At 68.8% G+C, this 18,146-nt stretch carries 22 protein-coding genes; 11 read left to right on the top strand and 11 right to left on the bottom strand.

Annotation, left to right across the window (positions count from 1 at the left end; translation table 11 throughout):
• Positions 1-47: 47 nt before the first annotated feature.
• Positions 48-926 carry a hypothetical protein gene (locus Psi02_RS26250; protein WP_203978320.1) on the top strand — a complete coding sequence of 293 codons (879 nt, stop codon included), beginning with the start codon at positions 48-50 and terminating at the stop codon, positions 924-926.
• On the opposite strand, the gene Psi02_RS26245 is transcribed toward Psi02_RS26250, so the two are convergent.
• Positions 921-1,706 carry a class I SAM-dependent methyltransferase gene (locus Psi02_RS26245; RefSeq protein ID WP_203978318.1) on the bottom strand — a complete coding sequence of 262 codons (786 nt, stop codon included), beginning with the start codon at positions 1,704-1,706 and terminating at the stop codon, positions 921-923. The two genes, Psi02_RS26250 and Psi02_RS26245, sit on opposite strands and share 6 nt — an antisense overlap.
• A 136-nt stretch (positions 1,707-1,842) precedes the next feature.
• Between Psi02_RS26245 and Psi02_RS26240 the strand changes: the two genes are divergently transcribed.
• Together Psi02_RS26240 and Psi02_RS26235 are read left to right on the top strand one after the other, a co-directional pair.
• A complete protein-coding gene (locus Psi02_RS26240; protein ID WP_203978316.1) occupies positions 1,843-2,436 on the top strand; it encodes a TetR/AcrR family transcriptional regulator in 594 nt (197 codons plus the stop codon).
• A gap of 132 nt (positions 2,437-2,568) precedes the next feature.
• On the top strand, positions 2,569-3,078 hold the full coding sequence (locus Psi02_RS26235) for a GNAT family N-acetyltransferase (RefSeq protein WP_239095165.1): 510 nt from the start codon (positions 2,569-2,571) through the stop codon (positions 3,076-3,078).
• Between the two features lie 25 nt (positions 3,079-3,103).
• Here Psi02_RS26235 and Psi02_RS26230 read toward each other — a convergent pair whose 3' ends face one another.
• Together Psi02_RS26230 and Psi02_RS26225 are read right to left on the bottom strand one after the other, a co-directional pair.
• The gene (locus Psi02_RS26230; protein ID WP_203978314.1) at positions 3,104-3,751 is read right to left on the bottom strand and encodes a response regulator transcription factor; all 648 of its coding nucleotides are present in this window, start codon (positions 3,749-3,751) and stop codon (positions 3,104-3,106) included.
• Complete coding sequence (locus Psi02_RS26225; protein WP_203978312.1) at positions 3,736-4,989, bottom strand: sensor histidine kinase; 1,254 nt, start codon at positions 4,987-4,989, stop codon at positions 3,736-3,738. The genes Psi02_RS26230 and Psi02_RS26225 overlap by 16 nt, the downstream gene beginning before the upstream one ends.
• A 168-nt stretch (positions 4,990-5,157) precedes the next feature.
• On the opposite strand from Psi02_RS26225, the gene kilB reads away from it, so the two are divergent.
• Positions 5,158-5,739: a plasmid transfer protein KilB gene (gene kilB / locus Psi02_RS26220; protein WP_203978311.1), complete on the top strand. Its 582-nt coding sequence runs from the start codon at positions 5,158-5,160 to the stop codon at positions 5,737-5,739.
• 57 nt (positions 5,740-5,796) lie between these two features.
• On the opposite strand, the gene Psi02_RS26215 is transcribed toward kilB, so the two are convergent.
• The 3 genes from Psi02_RS26215 to Psi02_RS26205 all read right to left on the bottom strand — a co-directional run bounded on the left by Psi02_RS26215 (position 5,797) and on the right by Psi02_RS26205 (position 7,677).
• Positions 5,797-6,123: a putative quinol monooxygenase gene (locus tag Psi02_RS26215; RefSeq protein WP_203978310.1), complete on the bottom strand. Its 327-nt coding sequence runs from the start codon at positions 6,121-6,123 to the stop codon at positions 5,797-5,799.
• Between the two features lie 158 nt (positions 6,124-6,281).
• Positions 6,282-6,470, bottom strand: coding sequence for a hypothetical protein (locus Psi02_RS26210; protein WP_203978309.1), 189 nt, complete (start codon positions 6,468-6,470; stop codon positions 6,282-6,284).
• A gap of 190 nt (positions 6,471-6,660) precedes the next feature.
• Positions 6,661-7,677, bottom strand: coding sequence for a sigma-70 family RNA polymerase sigma factor (locus tag Psi02_RS26205; RefSeq protein ID WP_203978308.1), 1,017 nt, complete (start codon positions 7,675-7,677; stop codon positions 6,661-6,663).
• Between the two features lie 211 nt (positions 7,678-7,888).
• On the opposite strand from Psi02_RS26205, the gene Psi02_RS26200 reads away from it, so the two are divergent.
• The 4 genes from Psi02_RS26200 (at position 7,889) to Psi02_RS26185 (ending at position 12,080) form a co-directional block, all read left to right on the top strand.
• Positions 7,889-8,677 (top strand): SDR family NAD(P)-dependent oxidoreductase, encoded by a 789-nt coding sequence (locus tag Psi02_RS26200; RefSeq protein WP_203978307.1) that lies wholly within the window; start codon positions 7,889-7,891, stop codon positions 8,675-8,677.
• 221 nt (positions 8,678-8,898) lie between these two features.
• The gene (locus Psi02_RS26195; RefSeq protein WP_203978306.1) at positions 8,899-10,002 is read left to right on the top strand and encodes a sensor histidine kinase; all 1,104 of its coding nucleotides are present in this window, start codon (positions 8,899-8,901) and stop codon (positions 10,000-10,002) included.
• Positions 10,003-10,007: 5 nt separating this feature from the next.
• Positions 10,008-10,694, top strand: coding sequence for a response regulator (locus Psi02_RS26190; RefSeq protein ID WP_203978305.1), 687 nt, complete (start codon positions 10,008-10,010; stop codon positions 10,692-10,694).
• A gap of 36 nt (positions 10,695-10,730) precedes the next feature.
• The gene (locus tag Psi02_RS26185; RefSeq protein ID WP_203978304.1) at positions 10,731-12,080 is read left to right on the top strand and encodes a nitrilase-related carbon-nitrogen hydrolase; all 1,350 of its coding nucleotides are present in this window, start codon (positions 10,731-10,733) and stop codon (positions 12,078-12,080) included.
• On the opposite strand, the gene Psi02_RS26180 is transcribed toward Psi02_RS26185, so the two are convergent.
• Positions 12,077-12,529 (bottom strand): Lrp/AsnC family transcriptional regulator, encoded by a 453-nt coding sequence (locus tag Psi02_RS26180; RefSeq protein WP_203978303.1) that lies wholly within the window; start codon positions 12,527-12,529, stop codon positions 12,077-12,079. The two genes, Psi02_RS26185 and Psi02_RS26180, sit on opposite strands and share 4 nt — an antisense overlap.
• 93 nt (positions 12,530-12,622) lie before the next feature.
• Here Psi02_RS26180 and Psi02_RS26175 point away from each other — a divergent pair, with 93 nt between their 5' ends.
• Positions 12,623-13,516 carry an LLM class flavin-dependent oxidoreductase gene (locus tag Psi02_RS26175; protein WP_203978302.1) on the top strand — a complete coding sequence of 298 codons (894 nt, stop codon included), beginning with the start codon at positions 12,623-12,625 and terminating at the stop codon, positions 13,514-13,516.
• On the top strand, positions 13,513-13,941 hold the full coding sequence (locus Psi02_RS26170; protein WP_203978301.1) for a nucleoside deaminase: 429 nt from the start codon (positions 13,513-13,515) through the stop codon (positions 13,939-13,941). The genes Psi02_RS26175 and Psi02_RS26170 overlap by 4 nt, the downstream gene beginning before the upstream one ends.
• A 79-nt stretch (positions 13,942-14,020) precedes the next feature.
• Here the strand turns inward: Psi02_RS26170 and Psi02_RS26165 are convergent, their stop codons facing one another.
• Entirely contained in the window at positions 14,021-14,188 is a 168-nt protein-coding gene (locus Psi02_RS26165) for a hypothetical protein (RefSeq protein ID WP_239095164.1), read from the bottom strand.
• On the opposite strand from Psi02_RS26165, the gene Psi02_RS26160 reads away from it, so the two are divergent.
• On the top strand, positions 14,178-14,363 hold the full coding sequence (locus tag Psi02_RS26160) for a hypothetical protein (protein WP_203978300.1): 186 nt from the start codon (positions 14,178-14,180) through the stop codon (positions 14,361-14,363). The two genes, Psi02_RS26165 and Psi02_RS26160, sit on opposite strands and share 11 nt — an antisense overlap.
• 79 nt (positions 14,364-14,442) lie before the next feature.
• Here the strand turns inward: Psi02_RS26160 and Psi02_RS26155 are convergent, their stop codons facing one another.
• The 3 genes from Psi02_RS26155 to Psi02_RS26145 all read right to left on the bottom strand — a co-directional run bounded on the left by Psi02_RS26155 (position 14,443) and on the right by Psi02_RS26145 (position 18,044).
• Complete coding sequence (locus Psi02_RS26155; RefSeq protein WP_203978299.1) at positions 14,443-16,569, bottom strand: prolyl oligopeptidase family serine peptidase; 2,127 nt, start codon at positions 16,567-16,569, stop codon at positions 14,443-14,445.
• A gap of 461 nt (positions 16,570-17,030) precedes the next feature.
• Complete coding sequence (locus Psi02_RS26150) at positions 17,031-17,342, bottom strand: hypothetical protein (RefSeq protein ID WP_203978298.1); 312 nt, start codon at positions 17,340-17,342, stop codon at positions 17,031-17,033.
• Between the two features lie 120 nt (positions 17,343-17,462).
• The gene (locus Psi02_RS26145; RefSeq protein ID WP_203978297.1) at positions 17,463-18,044 is read right to left on the bottom strand and encodes a mycothiol transferase; all 582 of its coding nucleotides are present in this window, start codon (positions 18,042-18,044) and stop codon (positions 17,463-17,465) included.
• Between the last annotated feature and the right edge of the window lie 102 nt (positions 18,045-18,146).

Raw genomic sequence — 18,146 nt, 5'->3', positions numbered from 1 at the left:
CCATTGGTCTGAACTTGGTGCGACAGCCGTACGACGAAGGAAGGCCGATGGCCACCGGCGACGTCGATATCGTCGAGCAGGGCACGCGCAGGCCCAGCTGGGTGGGATTCGTAGTGCTGGTCGCTCTCGTGGCCGTGCCGCTCATCGGGATACTCGCCAACCGGGACACGAGCCGCCCCATCCCGGCCGTCACCCCTACACCCATGCGCAACGCGATCGGCGTGACACCCAACGCCGCCTATCCAGAGGCGAACGGGCCGGGCGACACCAGGACGATGCGGGTCACGTTCCCCGACGGGTCGCGGGCGGAGCTCACCTACCCCGCCGACCTGAACCTGGCGTCGCTGGGGGCACGGCCGTACGTGAGCGGCACTCTTGCCGGCAACGGGGAGATGGACGAGTTCCGCACCCTCACCGCCCCGCTGTACGGCGAGGCCGAGACCGCCGCCGGACGGCCGATGATTCGCCGTCTCACCGACAACGTCACAGTGTGGCCGGGACCGCTCGGGGTGGACGGCGCCGGTTCGGTCCTGCTCTTCACCTTCGGCGACTGGCGGATCGCCCTGCAGGACGAGCGTGCCGGGCTGACCTTCGAACAACGGGTGGCCTGGGCGGAGAACATGCACGGCAGGCTCACCCCCGACGGTTTCCTCACCCTGTCGGCCGACGGCCCGGTACGGCTCTCGCGACCCGGTGAGATCCGCGAGGGCATGCTCGTCGGGCCGCAACTCTGGTTCGGCGGCCTGAGCCGCCAGATGCTGGTGCTGGCTCCGATCCCCGACTGCGGACGGGCGGGCAGCGTCGTCCTCGACTCACGCCATCCCATCGCAGGGAGCACGTGCCGTGACGGCTTCCTCCTGGCCGCCGCAGGCGACCAGGCCTTCGTGCGGAGCGCCCTCCAGGATGTCCGCGTCCGTCCCCTATGAGCCGACGCCGAGCCGGGCCTCGGTCCGCGCCGCGGTGACCACCACCGCGGTGTAACGCATCGTGAAGCCGCCACCCATCGCGTCGACGGCGGCTCCGATGCCCGCCAGCAGTTCCTCCAGCTCAGCCGGCGAGAACCGGCTGTGGTCGCCCTGGGTGGGCAGCAGATCCAGCCACTCGTCCCGGGTATAGGACTGCTCCCAGTCGAATCGCCACTGCTCCGGATCGCCGAACACGCCCGCCTGCCGTATCCCGTCGACCGCCTTGGTGAACAGCACCGAGTATCCCTCCAGGGCGGACATCTTCTGGCGGTAGGCCCGCGCGGTCAGCGCATCGGGCACCACCTGGTCATAGACCGCGGCGAAGGCTTCCGACACTTCGGGCGGGGGCTGACCGACGTTCCAGAACACCGCCAGCCGGCCGCCGGGCCGCAGCACCTGCGCCGCCTTCGCCGCTCCGGCGGCCGCATCCACCCAGTGCCAGGCCTGCCCGGCGATGACCGCGTCGAAGTCCCGGTCGGCGGGGTCCCAGGCTTCGAACGTCGCCACCTCGACCTCGACCCCGCTGCGCCGCGCGAATTCCGCCATGCGCGCGTCGACGTCGACCCCCAGCACCTTGCAGCCGGCTGCTTGGAACTGCCGGGCTTCGATGCCGGTCCCGCACCCGACGTCGAGGACGTCGGGGCCCGGTCCGGCGGCGATGATCCGGTTCACCATGGCGTCGGGATAGCGGGGCCGGGTCCGGTCGTAGCGTTCGGCGTCCGAACCGAACGACTCCGCCATCTGTCGGTGTCGATGAGGCTCGGGCTCGGCGAAAGGCGCTCGATCCGGCGGTAGAGTGGGCATGCGCCCACTATGAATGGGCAAGCGCCCACTCGTCAACCGGGTGGGGACGGATCGAGAGACGGAGGGATGCGCGGTGCCGACAGGGGTGGCCATCAGGGACGTGCGCGAGCAACTGTTCGACGCCGCCGAGCGCGTCCTGTTCCGGGACGGGCCGAGCGGGCTGACCAGCCGGGCGGTCACCACGGAGGCGAACTGCGCCAAGGGGGTCATGCACCGGCACTTCGAGGACTTCGACGCCTTCCTCGCCGAGTTCGTGCTCGACCGCATCGACCGGATGGCCCCCCAGGCCGCCGCCCTGCGTGACGCCGCCGGGACCGGCACCGTCGCCGGCAACCTCACCGACGCGCTGACAGCCCTGTTCGAGTCCGTCGCCGTCGCGATCGTCGCCCTCGTCACCTTCCGAGATGAACTGCGCGCCCGCCTGCGCGAGACGTGGCCTGCGGGCGTCCCGGTCCTGACGGAGGCCGCGGTCATGATCGCCTCCTACCTCACCGCGGAGCGCGAACTGGGCCGCATCGCGGCGGACGCCGACGCCGACATGCTCGCTCCCATGCTGATCGGGACCGGGCACCTGCTGTTCGCCGACCGGAAGGGCTCCCCGCCGGAGGCCGGAGCCGTCCTCAGGATGGTGACCGCGGTCATCGCCGGCGTCGTACAGGCCCCGTAGCCCCTCGCAGCCATGAACGGGCCGGCAGCACAGCACCTCGAGGTTCCCCCGGCCTACGAGCAACCGCAGCTACATAGCATGCGCAACTGCATCTATAAGGCAGCAGTAGTCGGCGCCCAGTACTGTGGTCCTGTGATCAGAGATTTCACCGTGTTCCCGGCTTCTTCTGACGACGGGGATGTGGTGGGCGAGATCCACGCGGAGTCGTGGAAGGTCGCCTATGCCGGCTTCTTCTCTCCGGAGTTCTTCGCCGAAGCGGTCCGGCAGCGGCGCGGCAAATGGCACGCGATGCTCGCCGAGGGCTCGGGCACGGCCATGCTGGCCGCGCTGGACGGGCGACCGCTGGCCTTCTCCTACTTCGGCTCGTCACCGGCGCGACCGGAGTCGGCGGAGATCTTCGGGTTCTACGGTCACCCGGACGGCTGGGGAACCGGTGTCGCGGGCGCTCTGATGACCGCTTCCCTGCGAAGGATGCACGACGACGGCGTCAAGCGGGTCCATCTGTGGACGCTCCGTGACACGCCTCAGTCCCGCCGCTTCTACGCCAAGAGCGGCTTCACGGAGTCAGGCGTGGTCCGCGGCCACGACTTCGGTGACGGCAACCCGATCGAGCAGGTCGAGTACGAGTTGCTCCTTTCCTGACGGCTCAAGAGGCCACGACCTGACGTCAGGGCTCGTTGAGGTAGGTGAGGACGGCGAGGACGCGGCGGTTGTTGCTGTCGTCATCGGTGATGCCGAGCTTGCCGAAAATCGTGGTTGTGTACTTGCTGATGGCGCTCTGGCTGAGAAACAGCCGCTGGCCGACGGCCTGATTGGACAATCCCTCCGCCATGAGGCTGAGCACGGAGTGCTCGCGTTCGGTGAGCCGGGCGAGCCGCCTGTTCGAAGATCCGCTGGACAACAATTTGGCGATGACGGCCGGGTCCATGGCGGTCCCGCCATCGGCGACGCGCTCCAGGGCATCGATGAACTGATCGGCGTCGAACACGCTCTCTTTGAGGAGATAGCCGATGCCGCCGGCGCCGTCGGCCAAGAGTTCGCGGGCGTACAACTGTTCGACGTGCTGAGAAAGAATCAAGATCGGCAGTCCGGGCAGTTCGCGGCGGGCGGCGAGAGCCGCGCGCAGACCCTCATCCGACTGGGTCGGCGGCATCCGGACATCGACGATGGAAACGTCCGGCCGCCACCTCAGCAGCGCGTCGAGCGTCTCGGGTCCGGTGGTCGCCGTCCCCACCACCTCGTGTCCGTACGCCTCGATGAGACGGACCATCCCGTCACGCAGGAGGTAGAGGTCTTCGGCTACAACGATTCGCATGGCACCGCCATCCTCACACGGGTCGGACCACCCGCCGGGCTGGTGATCTCCAGGGTGCCGTCGAAGACCGCGAGGCGGCGGCGTAGCCCAGCGAGCCCACCGCCGGCTCGCGCACTGGCCCCGCCCCGGCCGTCGTCCTCGACATCGACGACGACGTCGGTGTCGTCCCGGGCGATGGAGATCCGCGCCCGGGTCGCATGGGCGTGCTTGACCGCGTTGGTCAGCAGTTCGGCGACTCCGAAGTACACGGCGGACTCGATCGGCGGATCCAGGTGTAGCTGAACGTCGGCGCTGACAGCCGCTTCGAGCGGGCTGTCCAAAGCGAGAGCGCGAACGGCATCGATGAGCCCTCGCTCGCTCAGCACCGGCGGGTTGATTCCCTTGACCAGTTCGCGGAGCTCGGTCAGTGACGTGGTGGCGCCGACTCGCGCTTCCCGCAGCAGCGCCTTGGCCTGGTCAGGGTTGGTCTCCATCAGCTTCTCCACAGTCGCCAAGGAGAGCCCCAGCGCGACCAGGCGTGCCTGCGCTCCGTCGTGCAGGTCCCGCTCGATCCGGCGGATCTCGGCGGCCTGCGCGACCGTTGTGTCCGCGCGCTGAGCCGTCAGCTCATCCACCCGGTCCGCCAGCATCATCGCCGGCGACGCGCGCAGGAAGCGGACGGCCACCGGCTCGACGGCCCGCCAGGCATACGGTGCGCCGGCGATCGCCACGACCAAGCCGAGCAACCCGATGAGGCGCATGGTGAGCGACGACTGGGAGAACCCGAAGACCGCCGCCGCGACTCCGGCGAGCGGGATGGACGCGACCACCCCCGCGGTGATCGGTGCGATCCCCGTGAAACGCAGGTCACGCCATGTGGCGGGATCGCGCCACCGGGTTCGCATCCGCTGGTCCTGGAGGGCGTCCCGGCGGGTGCGCTCGTAGGAGTACCCGTTCCACCAGTACCCGGTGGACATGCGCACCACCGGCCCGGCCTCCCGGTATCCGGCGGGAATGACGGTGGCCGTCCACTTCGCGACGAGGAGGCGGAACATCCGGCACACCGGTCGGGACAGGACGAGCGTGCCGATACACGCCCATATGAACGGCGCTATCCACGTCCACGGGTTTCCCCACCAGATCGCCAGCGCCACCGCGGCGGCCCACACGGCCGGGACCAGCATGGCGACGGCCACCACAACGCACGCTCGCACGAACCCGACGCAGGCGCTCGCCACCCACGACACCGACTGTCGCATGATCATTCCTTCTCACTTCACACCTCCGACCGCGGCACCCACGCTTCCTGCGATGCGCCGATCCGGCCGGTACGGCTTGGTGTTTCCACTGTGCACCGCACAGAGCCCGGCACCTCCTCGATCAGCTCTGAAGTGGGTCTGGCCCCACCAACCCGTACGTCCAGGCCCATGCCCCGCCACACCGACGCCGTTCTCTCCGGCTCCGGCGGTAGATGCGAACAACGGGAAACGGCCACCTGTGATCGACTAATGAGCGTGGAAGCCGTTCTCACCGCCCTCCTCGCGGTCACTGGCACCCTGCTGGGTTCCCTTCTCACGTTCGTCTTCCAGCGGAGGACGACCGACAGGGCCGAGCGATTCACTCTCGCCACCCGGTTGCGTGAGGAGAGGATGGTCATATACAGCGGCTTCGCCGGTGCCGTGCTCGAGTTCCGCGGTGCGCAGTACGACCGCGCCACCTTACGAGGGCGCGAGGGGCACGAACTCGAATATCAAGCGGCGAAAGCGGAGTCCCTCCGGCTCAAGGCCTCCGCATGGCATGCCGTTTATCGCATACGGCTGATCGCCGACGAGCCTGACGTGATCCGACTCGCCGAAGCCGCGATGGATCTCGCTGCGGACATGCATCACGCGGAGATCGGCGAGCCCCTCAAGGCCCGTTCCGAAGAGGTTCGCAGGGCGATCGAAGCCTTCGTGTCCGGATCCTCAACGCAGGTTCAGATGAAAACCACGAAGCGTCTGATCCATTGACACGAGGCGAATCGTGCGCATGACGTGTGGTTCCCGGTGTCTCCAGGTCCAGTTCCGTCAGCCCTGAACGGCCATCTCGCCGAGCAAGGACCAGTCGTCCTGCTCCAAGACGGCGTTGACGATCCGCGGCGTCTCGACCAGGTGCGGGGGCAGAGTCCGCTGCGCGGTCGCGAAGTGATCGGACTGGACGTGCGCGGCGCCGGCGTCGCCGTCCCGGAACGCCTCGACGAGCACGTACTCGGTCGAGTCGTCCAGGCTGCGCGACCATTCGAACCACAGGCAGCCGGGCTCACCGCGGGTGGCCTCGGTGAACTCCCGCGTGATTTCCGGCCACGTCTCCGCATACTCGGGCTTGATCCGGAACTTGGCGGTGATGAAGATCATGTTCGGCCCTTCGATGTCTCCAATATCCTGATCTTCGGCCATCTTACGACTGGTCACGGGCGCTTTCCGCTCGTCCGACCAACGACCGCGCGGGTCTGAGCCGTGCGGATGCTCCGATCACCGTGGTCGGGTCGGCCACGCTTCACCGGAGCCGGCGCCTACAGGTTCTCCACCCGGCGCAGAAACCCGCGCGCGTCCAGGAAGTCGGCGAGCGACTGGCGGTGCTCCTCACAGGCCATCCAGATCTTCTCCCGCTCCGGCGAGTGAATCTTGGGGTTGTTCCAGACCACGGCATACGATGCCGCCGCCCCGCAGCCCTTCGCCGAGCAGATCCGCTGCTCGCTCATCCGTGGCGTCCCTTCACTCGCGAGCCGACGACCGGGCGGCGGCACCGCCCGTCGCCGGCCCCAGTCACCTGGAGAACTTTCAGCTGCGACCTCGACTCGTCCACGGACTCAGCCTGTCATGTCGTCAAACGTGCCGCGCCCAGACGGCTGAGCCGCATTTCAACCGATCCCCTCACTGCCCGGAACCGGTCTATCGGCTCGGGAGCGATCGCGGTAGCCCGAACCATGGGAGCACGCTGTTCTCGAAGCGGGTCATGGCGCAGATCCGGTCGCCGGCGAGGGTGAGGACGAACAGGCCGGTCCCGTGGCGGATGCCGGTGGGAGCGCGCAGGTAGGCCCCGAACGCCGGCTGCCCGTTGGCTCGCGTCGGCACGAGGTCGAACCTGCGGTCCGTGCCGAAGATGCCGGCGCAGAAGCGGGCCACGAGGTCTCGTCCCTCGTATTCGAGGGGCATCGGCGGCATCGACATGAAGACGTCGCCGGTCAGAAGGGCCACCAGCGCGTCGAGATCGGCGGACTCGTACGCGCTGACGAACTTCGCCACGATCGCGTCCTCGGAGAGTGAGCCGGAGGCGGGAGACGGTTCGCGATCGGCGGCCGGCGACCGGCGGCGCTGCAGGCCCGCGCGGGCCCGTTTGAGGGCGCTGGTGACCGATTCGACCGTCGAGTCGAGCATCTCGGCCACCTCGTCGGCGTGGAACCCGAGGACGTCGCGCAAGATGAGGACGGCGAGCTGGCGAGGCGGCAGGACCTGCAGTGCGGTCACGAAGGCCAGGGAGATGGATTCGGTCTGTTCGTAGCGGGCCTCGGGGCCGGGTGGCACATCGAACGCGCCTTCGAGGAGGGCGTCGGGGAACGGCTCGAGCCACACGACCTCGCCGAGCCGGGTCGGCTCCGGCGGTTCGACCCCTGGGACGTTCCACTCCTTGGCGGGTCGTCGGCCGGCCGAGCGGCGCGCGTTGAGGCACCGGTTGGTGGCGATCCGGTAGAGCCAGGTGCGCAGTGAGGCGCGTCCCTGAAACCCGGCGAGACCTCGCCAGGCGGTCAGCAGCGTGTCCTGCAGGGCGTCCTCCGCGTCCTGGAAGGAGCCGAGCATCCGGTAGCAGTGCACCTGTAGCTCCCGGCGGTGCGGCTCGGTCAGCTCTCGGAACGCGTCGCCGTCTCCGGCCCGCGCCCTTGAGATCAGGTCGGCTGTCGCCACCCTCATCGCCTTCTTCCCGCGTCTGTGGCATTTCCCATCCTGTAGAGACACCGGCCGAGAGGCGAACTGGGCGGTCGGCGGGCGCCCAGTTTCCCGATGTCGCGGTGTCTGCATCGTCGACGGCTCTGACGATCCGTACGTCGGATGGGTTCAGCGGCCGGTCTTTCACCCATGAGGTGGGCACCCGTGACCACCCGGGCACAGAGAGGAACCAGAGATGATGCTGAAGGACAAGGTCGCGGTGATCTACGGAGCCGGAGGCGCGATCGGCGGCGCAGTCGCACGCGCCTTCGCGGCCGAGGGAGCGAGGGTCTTTGTCACCGGACGTTCCCTGGCACCCGTCGAAGTCGTCGCCAAGGACATCGTTTCCGCCGGAGGATCCGCCGATGCGGCCGAGGTCGACGCTCTCGACGAGCAGGCTGTGGACAGGCATCTGCGGTCCGTGATCGATCAGTCGGGCCGCGTCGACATCTCGTTCAACGCGATCGGGGTCCCGGACATGGAGATTCTGGGTGCCCCGCTGGCCGAGATGGACGCCGGGCGGTTCTCCCTGCCGATCACGACCTACACGACGTCGTACTTCCTGACGGCCCGCGCGGCCGCGCGGCAGATGATTCCCAACGGATCGGGAGTGATCATGACCGTCACCGCGCTCCCCGCACGGATAGGCTCCCGATTGAACGGAGGCTACGGCCCGGCGCAGGCCGCCAAGGAGGCGCTCACTCGAGATCTGTCCGCCGAACTCGCGCCTCAGGGCATCCGCGTGGTCGGTCTGCGACCCCACGGCATGCCGGAGACGAGCACGATGAGGGAGGCCTTCGAGGCCAAGGCGTCGGCGGGGATGACCTGGGAACAGTTCGGAGGGTACCTCGCAGGCACGACCCACCCGCGACGGGTCATGAGGCTCGACGAGGTGGCGGACATGGCGGTCCTCATGGCGTCCGACAAGGCGAGCGGGATGACGGGGACCACCGTCAACCTGACCATGGGAAGCCTGGACGACTAGGGCCTCTGTAAAGGCAAGGCGGCCGTCGACGCGGCGACGGTGATGGCGACCTGGCAGCGGCAGGCGAGCATGCCGTACCGGGTCGCCACCGCCCGGTACGAGCCGAGGCCGACGTCGCCTCCGGCGACCGCGCGCCCGCCCTGACGCACAAGCAGAGAGCGCCAGGGAGCATCACTCTGGAGAGTGAGGACAGTGGGCTGATAAATCCTGATAATGAGCGGATGCTTGCAGCGGGCCGGGTCGGGCGGGCGGTTGACGGGGCCCTTGCGGTAGGCGTGGTCCTGGCCACGGTCGGGCCGCTTGTCCTGCCCGATCCCAAACCGTGGTGGATCATCGGGCTGGGGCTGTCGGCGTCGCTGCCGGTGTGGTGGCGCAGGCGGGCGCCGATGGCGGTGGCGGTGGTGGTCGGGGCGGCGATGTCGGTGATGGTGACGTGGGAGAAGCCGTTCCTGCCCTTCGGGCCGCTGCTGGCCGTCTACACGATCGCCGATCTGAGCCCCACGTGGAAGAGGCTGGCGGCGATTCCGGTGATCGTGGCGGCCGTGGGTTCCTCGCTGGTGCTGCCGGGGGAGAACGACGAGACCTTCCGGCTGGTGGGAACCGCCTTCGTGGCCGCCTACGCGCTGGGCACCAGTGTCCGGGCGAGCCGCTCGCGAACCGCCGAATTGGCCGAGCGGGCGCGGCGGCGGGAGCAGGAGCACATCGCGGCGGCGGCCGAGGAGCGCACCCGGATCGCACGCGACATGCATGACATCGTCACCCATTCCGTCGGGCTGATGGTGGTTCAGGCTGAAGCCGGGCCGGTGGTGGTGCGCAGCGACCCGGACAAGGCCGAGGTGATTTTCGACGCGATCGCCGGCACGGGAAGGAGCGCGCTGGCCGAGCTTCGCGGGGTGCTCGCCGCGCTGCGGACCCCGAGCGAAGGCGTCGCACCGACGTCGGGCCATGCCGGTGAATCGCTGTTTCAGCCCCGTCTGGCGAACCTCCCCGCGCTGCTCGAGCGCAGCGGCCTCGATGTGGTGAGCACGACGGTCGGCATCCCGCGCCCGGTCGCGGAAAGTGTCGAGGCCGCCGTCTACCGCATCGTTCAGGAGGCGCTGACCAACGTGCGCAAGCACGCCGGTACGCGTGCCGTACGCCTCACGCTGACCTGGCGGGAGAACCTGACGGTGGAGATCGCCGACGACGGCCGGGGGCCGGGTGAGAGCGGCGGGTACGGGCTGGCCGGGATGCGGGAACGGGCGGCGGCCTGCGGTGGGACGCTCACCACCGGGGCCGGACGAAACGGGGGATTCATGGTGAAGGCCGAATTTCCGCTTCAATAGCCCGCATGTTACGGGTGCTCATCGCCGACGATCAGGACCTCTTCCGCGCGGGGTTCGGGCTGATCCTGAACGCGCAGCCGGACATGGAGGTGGTCGGCGAGGCCTCCGACGGCGGAGAGGCGATCGCCGAGGCCAGGCGGCTCCAGCCGGACGTGGTCCTGATGGACGTGCACATGCCGGGCAAGAACGGCATCGAGGCGACCAGGGAGATCTGCGCCACCACCGCCGCCAAGGTGCTCGTGCTGACCATGTTCGACCTCGACGAGTACGTCTACGACGCGGTCCGGGCGGGAGCGAGCGGTTTCCTGCTGAAGGACATCCGGCGGGACGAGCTCGCCCACGCCGTCCGCACCGTCGCCTCGGGCGAGGCCCTGCTCGCCCCGGCGGCGACCCGGAGACTGCTCGAGGACCTGGTGCGCAGGCCCGCCCACGGTGTCGCCCCCCTGCTGGCGGCCAGACTGGGCGCACTGACCGAACGCGAGCGCGAGACGTTGAAGCTGGTCGCGCGCGGCCTGTCGAACGCGGAGATCGCCGCCGCACTCGTGGTCACCGAGCACACGGTCAAGACACACGTCAGCCGCATGCTCACCAAGCTGGACCTGCGGGACCGGGTCCAGGCCGTGGTCCTGGCCTACGAGTCCGGGCTGGTGGTCGCCGGTGAGAGTGACAACGGAGATCGCACCGGCGACTGACGCGCCGGCAGGGCGGGGAAACACATGCTCGTCGGCATGGAACGCATTCTCCTCACCCTCACCTCCGCCGTCCTGATGCATTTCGGCACCGGCCTCCACCCCGTCTGGTGGCTCACCTGGCTCGCGCCGCTGCCCGTCCTGTTCCTGGCTCGCCGGGCGGGCGGGGGTACGGCCTTCGCCGCCGGGGCCCTCGTCTGGCTCGCCGGCCAGGCGCAGATGTGGCCGTACTTCACCCGGACCCTCGAGATGCCGCCCGCGCTGGCCGCCGCCCTCATCATCGGCCCCGCGCTCTGCTACGGCCTGGGCGTGCTGCTCTTTCGCACCCTGCTCGTGCGCGGCAGACCGCTCCTGGCGGCGGCAGCCGTACCGGCCGTCTGGGTCACCACCGAGTACGCCATGGACCTCGCCGGACCGCACGGGGCCTGGTGGAGCCTGGCGTACACGCAGGCCGACTTCCTGCCCGTGCTGCAGACGGCCTCGGTCACCGGGGTCTGGGGCATCACCTTCCTCCTGCTGTTCGTGCCCGCCTCGATCGCGGTCCTGCGGCCACGCGCGGCGGTGGTCTCGGCCGTGCTGGTCGCGCTCACGCTCGGCCACGGTTTCGTACGGCTCGCGACGCCCGCCGACACCGGAGGCCGGAAGGTCGCGCTGGTCGCGACGGACGACCCCGAGGATCCGGTCCGCCGGTACGGCGAGGCCGTCGACACCGCGGTGGCCGGCGGCGCGGAGATCGTGGTGCTGCCCGAGAAGGTCTTCACGACCGCCGACCTGCCGTTCGCCCGCCCGGGTGCGGAGGTGGTCGCGGGAATCGCCATGGAGACCAACAGCGCGGTGAGCTATCCCTCCGGCGTGCGCTACGACAAGCACCACATGATTCCCGGCGTGGAACGCGAGTTCCGGCCCGGCACCGGCTTGGCCTTCCTCGACGGTGGCCGGCTCGGCCTCATCATCTGCAAGGACCTCGACTTCCCCGGCCTGGTCAGGGGGTACGGCAAGGCCGGCGTCGCCGCCCTGCTCGCGCCCGCCTGGGACTTCGACGAGGACGCGTGGCTGCACAGCCGCATGGCGGTGGTGCGCGGCGTGGAGAACGGCCTGGCGGTGGCCCGTGCCGCACGCCAGGGATGGCTGACGGTCAGCGACGACCGCGGCCGGATCGTGACCGAGCGCTACAGCGACAGAACGGGCATGGCCATGGTCACGGCCACCCTGCCCCGGGAGGGCTCGGCCACCCTCTACACCGCCCTGGGCGACTGGGCCGCGTGGGCCTCGGCCGGGTTGCTGCTGCTCGCGCTCGGTGCGCTGGCCCGTAGGAAGACTTCCAACGCGGTGAGCGTGAGCCCGGCCGCGAGAACCACCGTGGACGCCTCACCCACGTCCGGCGCCTAACCGCAGGAGGCCTGGGGACCGCGGTAGGGCAGCGTCTGGCTGTAGACGATGTTGGTCGTGGTGCTGCCGAACCCGGCCAACTCGTCGACGATCCGTTCCAGATGCCGCATGGACGTCGCGGCCACCTTCAGCGTGTAGCAGTCCTCGCCGGTGGTGCGCAGACACTCCAGGATCTCCGAGCGTTCCTCCAGCAGCCGGTGCAGAGGCTCGTGCCGGCTGCCGGGGTATTTGAGGCGCACCATGGCGAGCACGGCGAAACCGACCGCCGCCAGATCCACCTCCGCCCGATAGCCGGTGATCACGCCCTCCGTCTCCAGCCGCCTGACCCGATCGGTGACCGCCGAAGCGCTCAGGCTCACCCGGCGGGCCAGCTCGGTGAGGGGAACACGACCGTCGCGCTGCAACTCGCCCAGGATGGACCAGTCGGTCGAATCAAGATTCACGGCCATTCGACGAATATACCGGCAGATTCCAGGCCAAGACTGTCTAGAACCCGGAGAAATCCCTTCAAGATCCGTGAATACGGTGGATAGCCTTAATCGGTGCGAATAGGCGTCAATGTTCCCAACTTCGGTCCCGGCACCGACCCCGGCATGCTGCGACAGTGGGCGCAGACGGTGGAGGGCCTCGGCTTCGACCTGCTCATGATCTCCGACCACGTCGCGGTGACACCCGACGTCGCCGAACAGTACCCGGCGCCGTTCTACGAACCCTTCACCACCCTCGCCTGGCTGGCCGGCGTCACCCAGCGGATCCGGCTGGGCACCTCGGTGCTCATCGTCCCGTACCGCGATCCCCTGCTCATCGCCCGCATGGCCGCCAACCTCAACAGGCTCAGCGCAGGACGGCTGGTCCTGGGCGTGGGTGTGGGCTGGGCCCGACAGGAGTTCGCCGCCCTGGGAGTCCCGTTCGACCAGCGCGGCGCGCTGACCGACCAGTACCTGCGCACCGTGCGCACCGCCTGGGAGGACGAACAGGACTATCGTGCCGGTCACGTCCCGATCTGGGTCGGCGGCAGCAGCGACGCCGCCCTGCGCCGAGCCGTACGCCTGGGCGAGGGCTGGCACCCGCTGCGCCTCACCCTGCCGAAGCTGCGCGAGAGGCTGGAACGCCTGAAGGACATCGCGCACGAGCAGCGGCGGCCGGTTCCGGCCTTCGAACCCCGCATTCTGCTGCGGCTCACCGACGCGCCGGTCACCGGCCCCGGACGGCTCGCCGGCGAGGGCGACGTCGACCAGATCCTCGACGACCTGCGGGAGTTGCGGGCGCTCGGCGCCGACTCCGTCGTGCTCGATCCGTTCTACGACGATCCAGCAGAGACCCTCCGCCCGCAGCCCGCCTGGCGGGCACTGGCCACCGTGGCCGCCCTCGTGGACCTCACAACACAGCCGCCCGCGAACTCGATCAGTGACCACACTCCGAAGGAGAGAAGATGACGCGCGAAGACGAGGCACTCCTGCGCCGGGCCATCGAGTTGGCCGCGACGGCACGAGCCGGCGGCAATCCGCCGTTCGGCTCACTCCTGGCCGGCCCGGACGGCACCGTACTGGCCGAGGACCACAACACATCCATCACCGAACGGGACATCACCGCCCATCCGGAGCTGAAACTGGCCCGGTGGGCGGCCCGCGAACTCGATCCCGACACGGCGGCCGCCACCACCATGTACACCAGTTGCCAGCCCTGCGGCATGTGCGCCGGCGCCATCGCACGGTCGGGCCTGGGCCGTGTCGTCTACGCCCTGTCCAACGAACAGCTCGCCACCCTCAAACCGCCGGGCACCGGCTTCACCGACGCCCCCGCCGAAGGCCCCGCCCTGTTCGACGAGGCACGCATTCCCGTCGAGGAGTACTACCGCTGACCCCCGCGCCCCCCGGCCGGACGGTGCACAGAGGGCCGGTACGGCTCCGCGTCCGCCGTACCGGCCCCTCCCTCCTCCGCTACGTGACGGAGAAGCCGCCGAACAGCAGCGCCGCCAGGCCCAGCGCCAGCACCACGTTCACCACCGTCGCGGCGGCGAAGACACCGACCGGCCGCCAGCCCGCGGTGAGCGCGATCGCCACCACCCCCATCAGGGCGTTCTGGGTGACCTTCAGGATGGTCGCCACCTGGAGCGCCTCTTCACCGACGATCGTTCCCGCCGTGGTGTCGATGTTGCCGCCGATCCACGCCCCGCCGAGCCGTCTTGACCTGGAGAGCGGGCCTACCGGGCTTGCCTGGGCGACCGGAGATCAGGGCCTGTGGCGGGTGCCGAGCGGCGCCACGGCGGCCTTCCTCCTTTGACGAAAAGGGCTCGGTGCGGTTACGGCCTCCACCGCTCCCCCTTCATCGCCGATTTTCAGTGGTCCCGGCCAGACCGTTCTCAGTGCGATTCCGCGGCGGTCTCCTGAAGACGCATGGTCGTCTCTTCCGGTGACAATCCGGTGTATTTTCCGGCGAAAGCCAGAATGTCCACGCTGAGAGCACGTTCTTTGCTCGCGGGAAAGGCGGCGTGGGCGGTGTCGGGTTCTCGACGCATGAGGATCGGCCGGTCACTGCTGGTGGCATGTTGGAGGGCCGCGCACATTTTGGTGACGTGGGCCTCACCGGTCTGCAGATCGGTCACCGCGCCGGCGAAGAGGAATGCCGGATAAGAGGCTCCGGGCGCGACGTTGTGATAAGGGGAGTATGCGAGTAGCCATTGGAGTTGTTCGGATTCCGAGGCCGTACCGAATTCGTCCGTCCACGTGCATCCCAGACCGAATTGTTCGTAGCGCACCATGTCGCATAGGGGGGCTTCGGCGACGACCGCGGCGTACAGGTCGGGTCGCTGTGTGGCGGCGGCGGTGACCAGCAGTCCGCCGGCGGATTGGCCGAAGATCGCCAGTTGCTCGCGGGTGGTCCGGCCGGTGTCGATGAGCCAGGTCGCGGCGTCGTTGAAATCGCTGACCGCGCGGTGTTTGTGTGGTCCGCGGCCGGCGTCGTGCCAATGTTGGCCTTCTTCGCCGCCTCCGCGTACGCAGGCGACCGCATAGGTGCCTCCGGCGCCGACCCACGCGGCCGCCAGAGGGAAGAACCATGGGCGCATCGGCATGCCGAAGCTGCCGTAGCCGTACAGGAGGGTGGGGCGGGGGCCCTCATGTTCTTCAGCCGGGGTGAAAAGGAACAACGTGATCTCGGTACCGTCACCGGCTTCATAGCGAACGCTGTGGCTGCGAATTTCTGGAGTATTTCCGGCCATTGTGGCGCCGGCTTCCTGTTCCGTCTTTCCGCTGGCCGCGTCGTAGCGATAAATGGTGGGGGGCGTGGTCGCGTCGCAATAGCTGAACCATGCGTGACGTCCGTTCGGGATGTTCGTCCGCAGGGATGACACGACGCCCGCGCCGGGAAGGGGCAGCGCGGTGAGCAACCGTCCGTCGGCCAGGTCGTGCAGCGTCAGGGTGGAGGCTCCGTGGCGGGTGCGTGCCACCAGCAGGAGGGGCCGTGCGAGCGCCGGGTCGTCCAGGACCAGACATTCGTCCAGGGGGGCCTGGGGATCTTCGGCTACCAGCGTGCGCCATGCGGCCGGGTCGGTGTCGTGCCGGCGTGCCGTACAGATGCGGCCGCACGGAGCCTGGTAATCGGTGACCAGCAGCAGATCGCCGTCCGCGAGGAAGCGCGGGAGAACACGAGCGCCCAGGGTGCGACCGTCCACGATCTTGACGAAATGCGGGGCTTCCGGATCGATGAGCTCGGCCACGTGCACATCGTTGTCCGAGGCGGGCCCGACCGTCGCAGTGACCGCCAGATGACGGCCGTCGGCGCTGACCGTGAGCCCGTAATAGTGGTCTGGGGCGTCGTCGCCGCCGAACACCACCGCGTCGGCCTGCCAGGGTGACCCGATCCGATGCAGCCTCACCCGCCGGTGTAGACGCATGTCGCCGGGGGCCAGTTCCTCATCCGGAACGCGGCTGACGTAGTAGAACGCGTCCCCTCCCGGCAGCCAGGCGAGCGAGGTGTTGCGGGCGCGTGGCAACGGCCCGTCCACCGCCTCGCCGGTACGCACGTCGAGCACCATGATTTCGCTGCCGGGCTGCTCGGCGACCTCCATCTGGACGGCCACACGTTCGCCGTCGCGTGACGGCCACCAGGCATAAAGCCCTGTATGTCCGGACGGATCGATCTCCACCGGATCGACCAGCACCCGCCTGTTCCCTTCGGCGTCGACGACGAGCAGCCGGAGTTGCTCATCCCCACGGAACTGCTCGGCGAGGAACATGACCGAGCCACGCACGAGCGGAGGCTCCGACACGCCGAACGAAGACATTTGATCCACCAAGGACGCCCACGACTGCTTCTCACGCCATCCGCTGCGATTCGCGTGGAAGAGACGATCCTGGGCCGCGGCCCAGTCCCGCACGGACGCGTCGTCGCCGTCTTCCAACCACCGATAGGGATCGGGAACCAGGAATCCGAACAGATCCTCCACCACATCGCCGCGCCGAGCGGCAGGGTAGAACAATCGCGCCACGAACTCCCCCAATGCGTCGCCCCGCCTGACACAGGTCGAGGTACTGCGGCCTGTTCGGACCGCAGTACCCCGGCTCACTCAGCTATGACTGGCCGCGAAGAATGTCGGCCTGCCAGCCGCGCACGCCCCCGATGCGGGGAGCCGGACCGGAGTCGCGATACGGAAGGTATCCATTCATGTCGGCCTCCTGAATGCGCCGATTCGCCCGAAATGGGCGATTACGATAGGACCTGTCCCCGCGCCCGCGATCGATAAACGGAGGCGTCGCTCTCGGACGGTGAGCGCCGATCCCCCGCATCATCGATATGCGGGATCCGGAGAGCCGGTCGGCTATATCAACTGTTCTCCCGCAAAATTTCGCGCAAAAAAGACGCATGCGTACTGGTATGTCATGTGCGCGATAGATCTAGCGCAAAAGTAATTCGGAGCATTTCGAGATGGATCTCCGGACGGAACCGCCCTCATACCGTCGACTGCCCGACGGCGAAGACCTCGTAGTGGTTGACGGTGAGCTCGCGGTCGACCAGGAAGCGGTCGTCCTGGGGATAGAAGACGGCGCGCTCGGGATCGGGGCCGGCGAAGGCCCCGACCGCCTCCCAGGAATCCCACAGGGAGGTCAGCAGGAACTCCACCCGGTCGCCGTCGTCGCGGCGGGTGAAGGTGACACCTCGGTTACCCGGCGTCGAGGTGTAACCCGGGTGGCCCGTCTCCATCAGGTAGGCCGCGTAGGCGTCGGCGTCCTCAGCCCGCGTCCAACCGCGCCAGGTCCTCATGATCACTGTGATCTCCCACCATTGGCGACACCAGTCAAATCATTATGACGGTGTCTTGACGCGATGCAACCGCCTGACAGCCGGGCGCTCCCAGGCGTCCCCCGACGCCTCGTTCGCCGGTCAGCTGCTCAGGCGTGATCGGCTCATACTCGGTCGCCATCCAGCCGGAGGGTCCTCGCCGACCCGTCCGTCCACCGCCTCGCGGAGCAGGTCGGCGTGCCCGGTGTGCCGGCCGTACTCCTCGATCAGGTCACAGACGAGCCGGCGCACGCTGGCATGCTGCCCGTCGGACGAGGACACGTGGGCGAACCGGTCGAGCCCGCCGTCGGCCAAGGCCGCGCCGAGCCTCGCGCGGGAGCGTTCGACGGCGCCGTCCCAGAGCGCGTAGAGCTGTTCGGGGGTGTCGTCGGCGGCGGAGATGAACTCCCAGTTGTCACTGCCATCGTGGATGGCGTCCCACGGCGCGCCGATCGGCTCCCCGCTCAGCTTGACGGTGAAGGTGTAGTCCTCCACCGCGGCGAGATGCTTGAGCAGGCCACCGAGGGTCAGCGAGGAGGCGCCGATACGGGCCTGCAGGCCGGCCGCGTCGAGGCCGTCGGCCTTCCAGAGAAAGGTCGTGCGCAGGCGGTCGAGCGCCCCGACGAGGTGCTCGACCTCGGTGCCGGCAAGGGGCGGTTCCCACGGAGTGTCGCTGTTGGTCATGGCGTCACCGTAGACAACATTGCGGACGTTCCGCTTCCGGAAATCGTGCAATCTTGTAAGACCTGGGACCTCGACCAGCGCCACCCACGCGCCCTCGGTCCG

The sequence above is a fragment of the Planotetraspora silvatica genome (genome assembly GCF_016863315.1).
GTDB classification, from domain to species: domain Bacteria; phylum Actinomycetota; class Actinomycetes; order Streptosporangiales; family Streptosporangiaceae; genus Planotetraspora; species Planotetraspora silvatica.
This window is presented reverse-complemented; position numbering and strand designations above follow the sequence as displayed.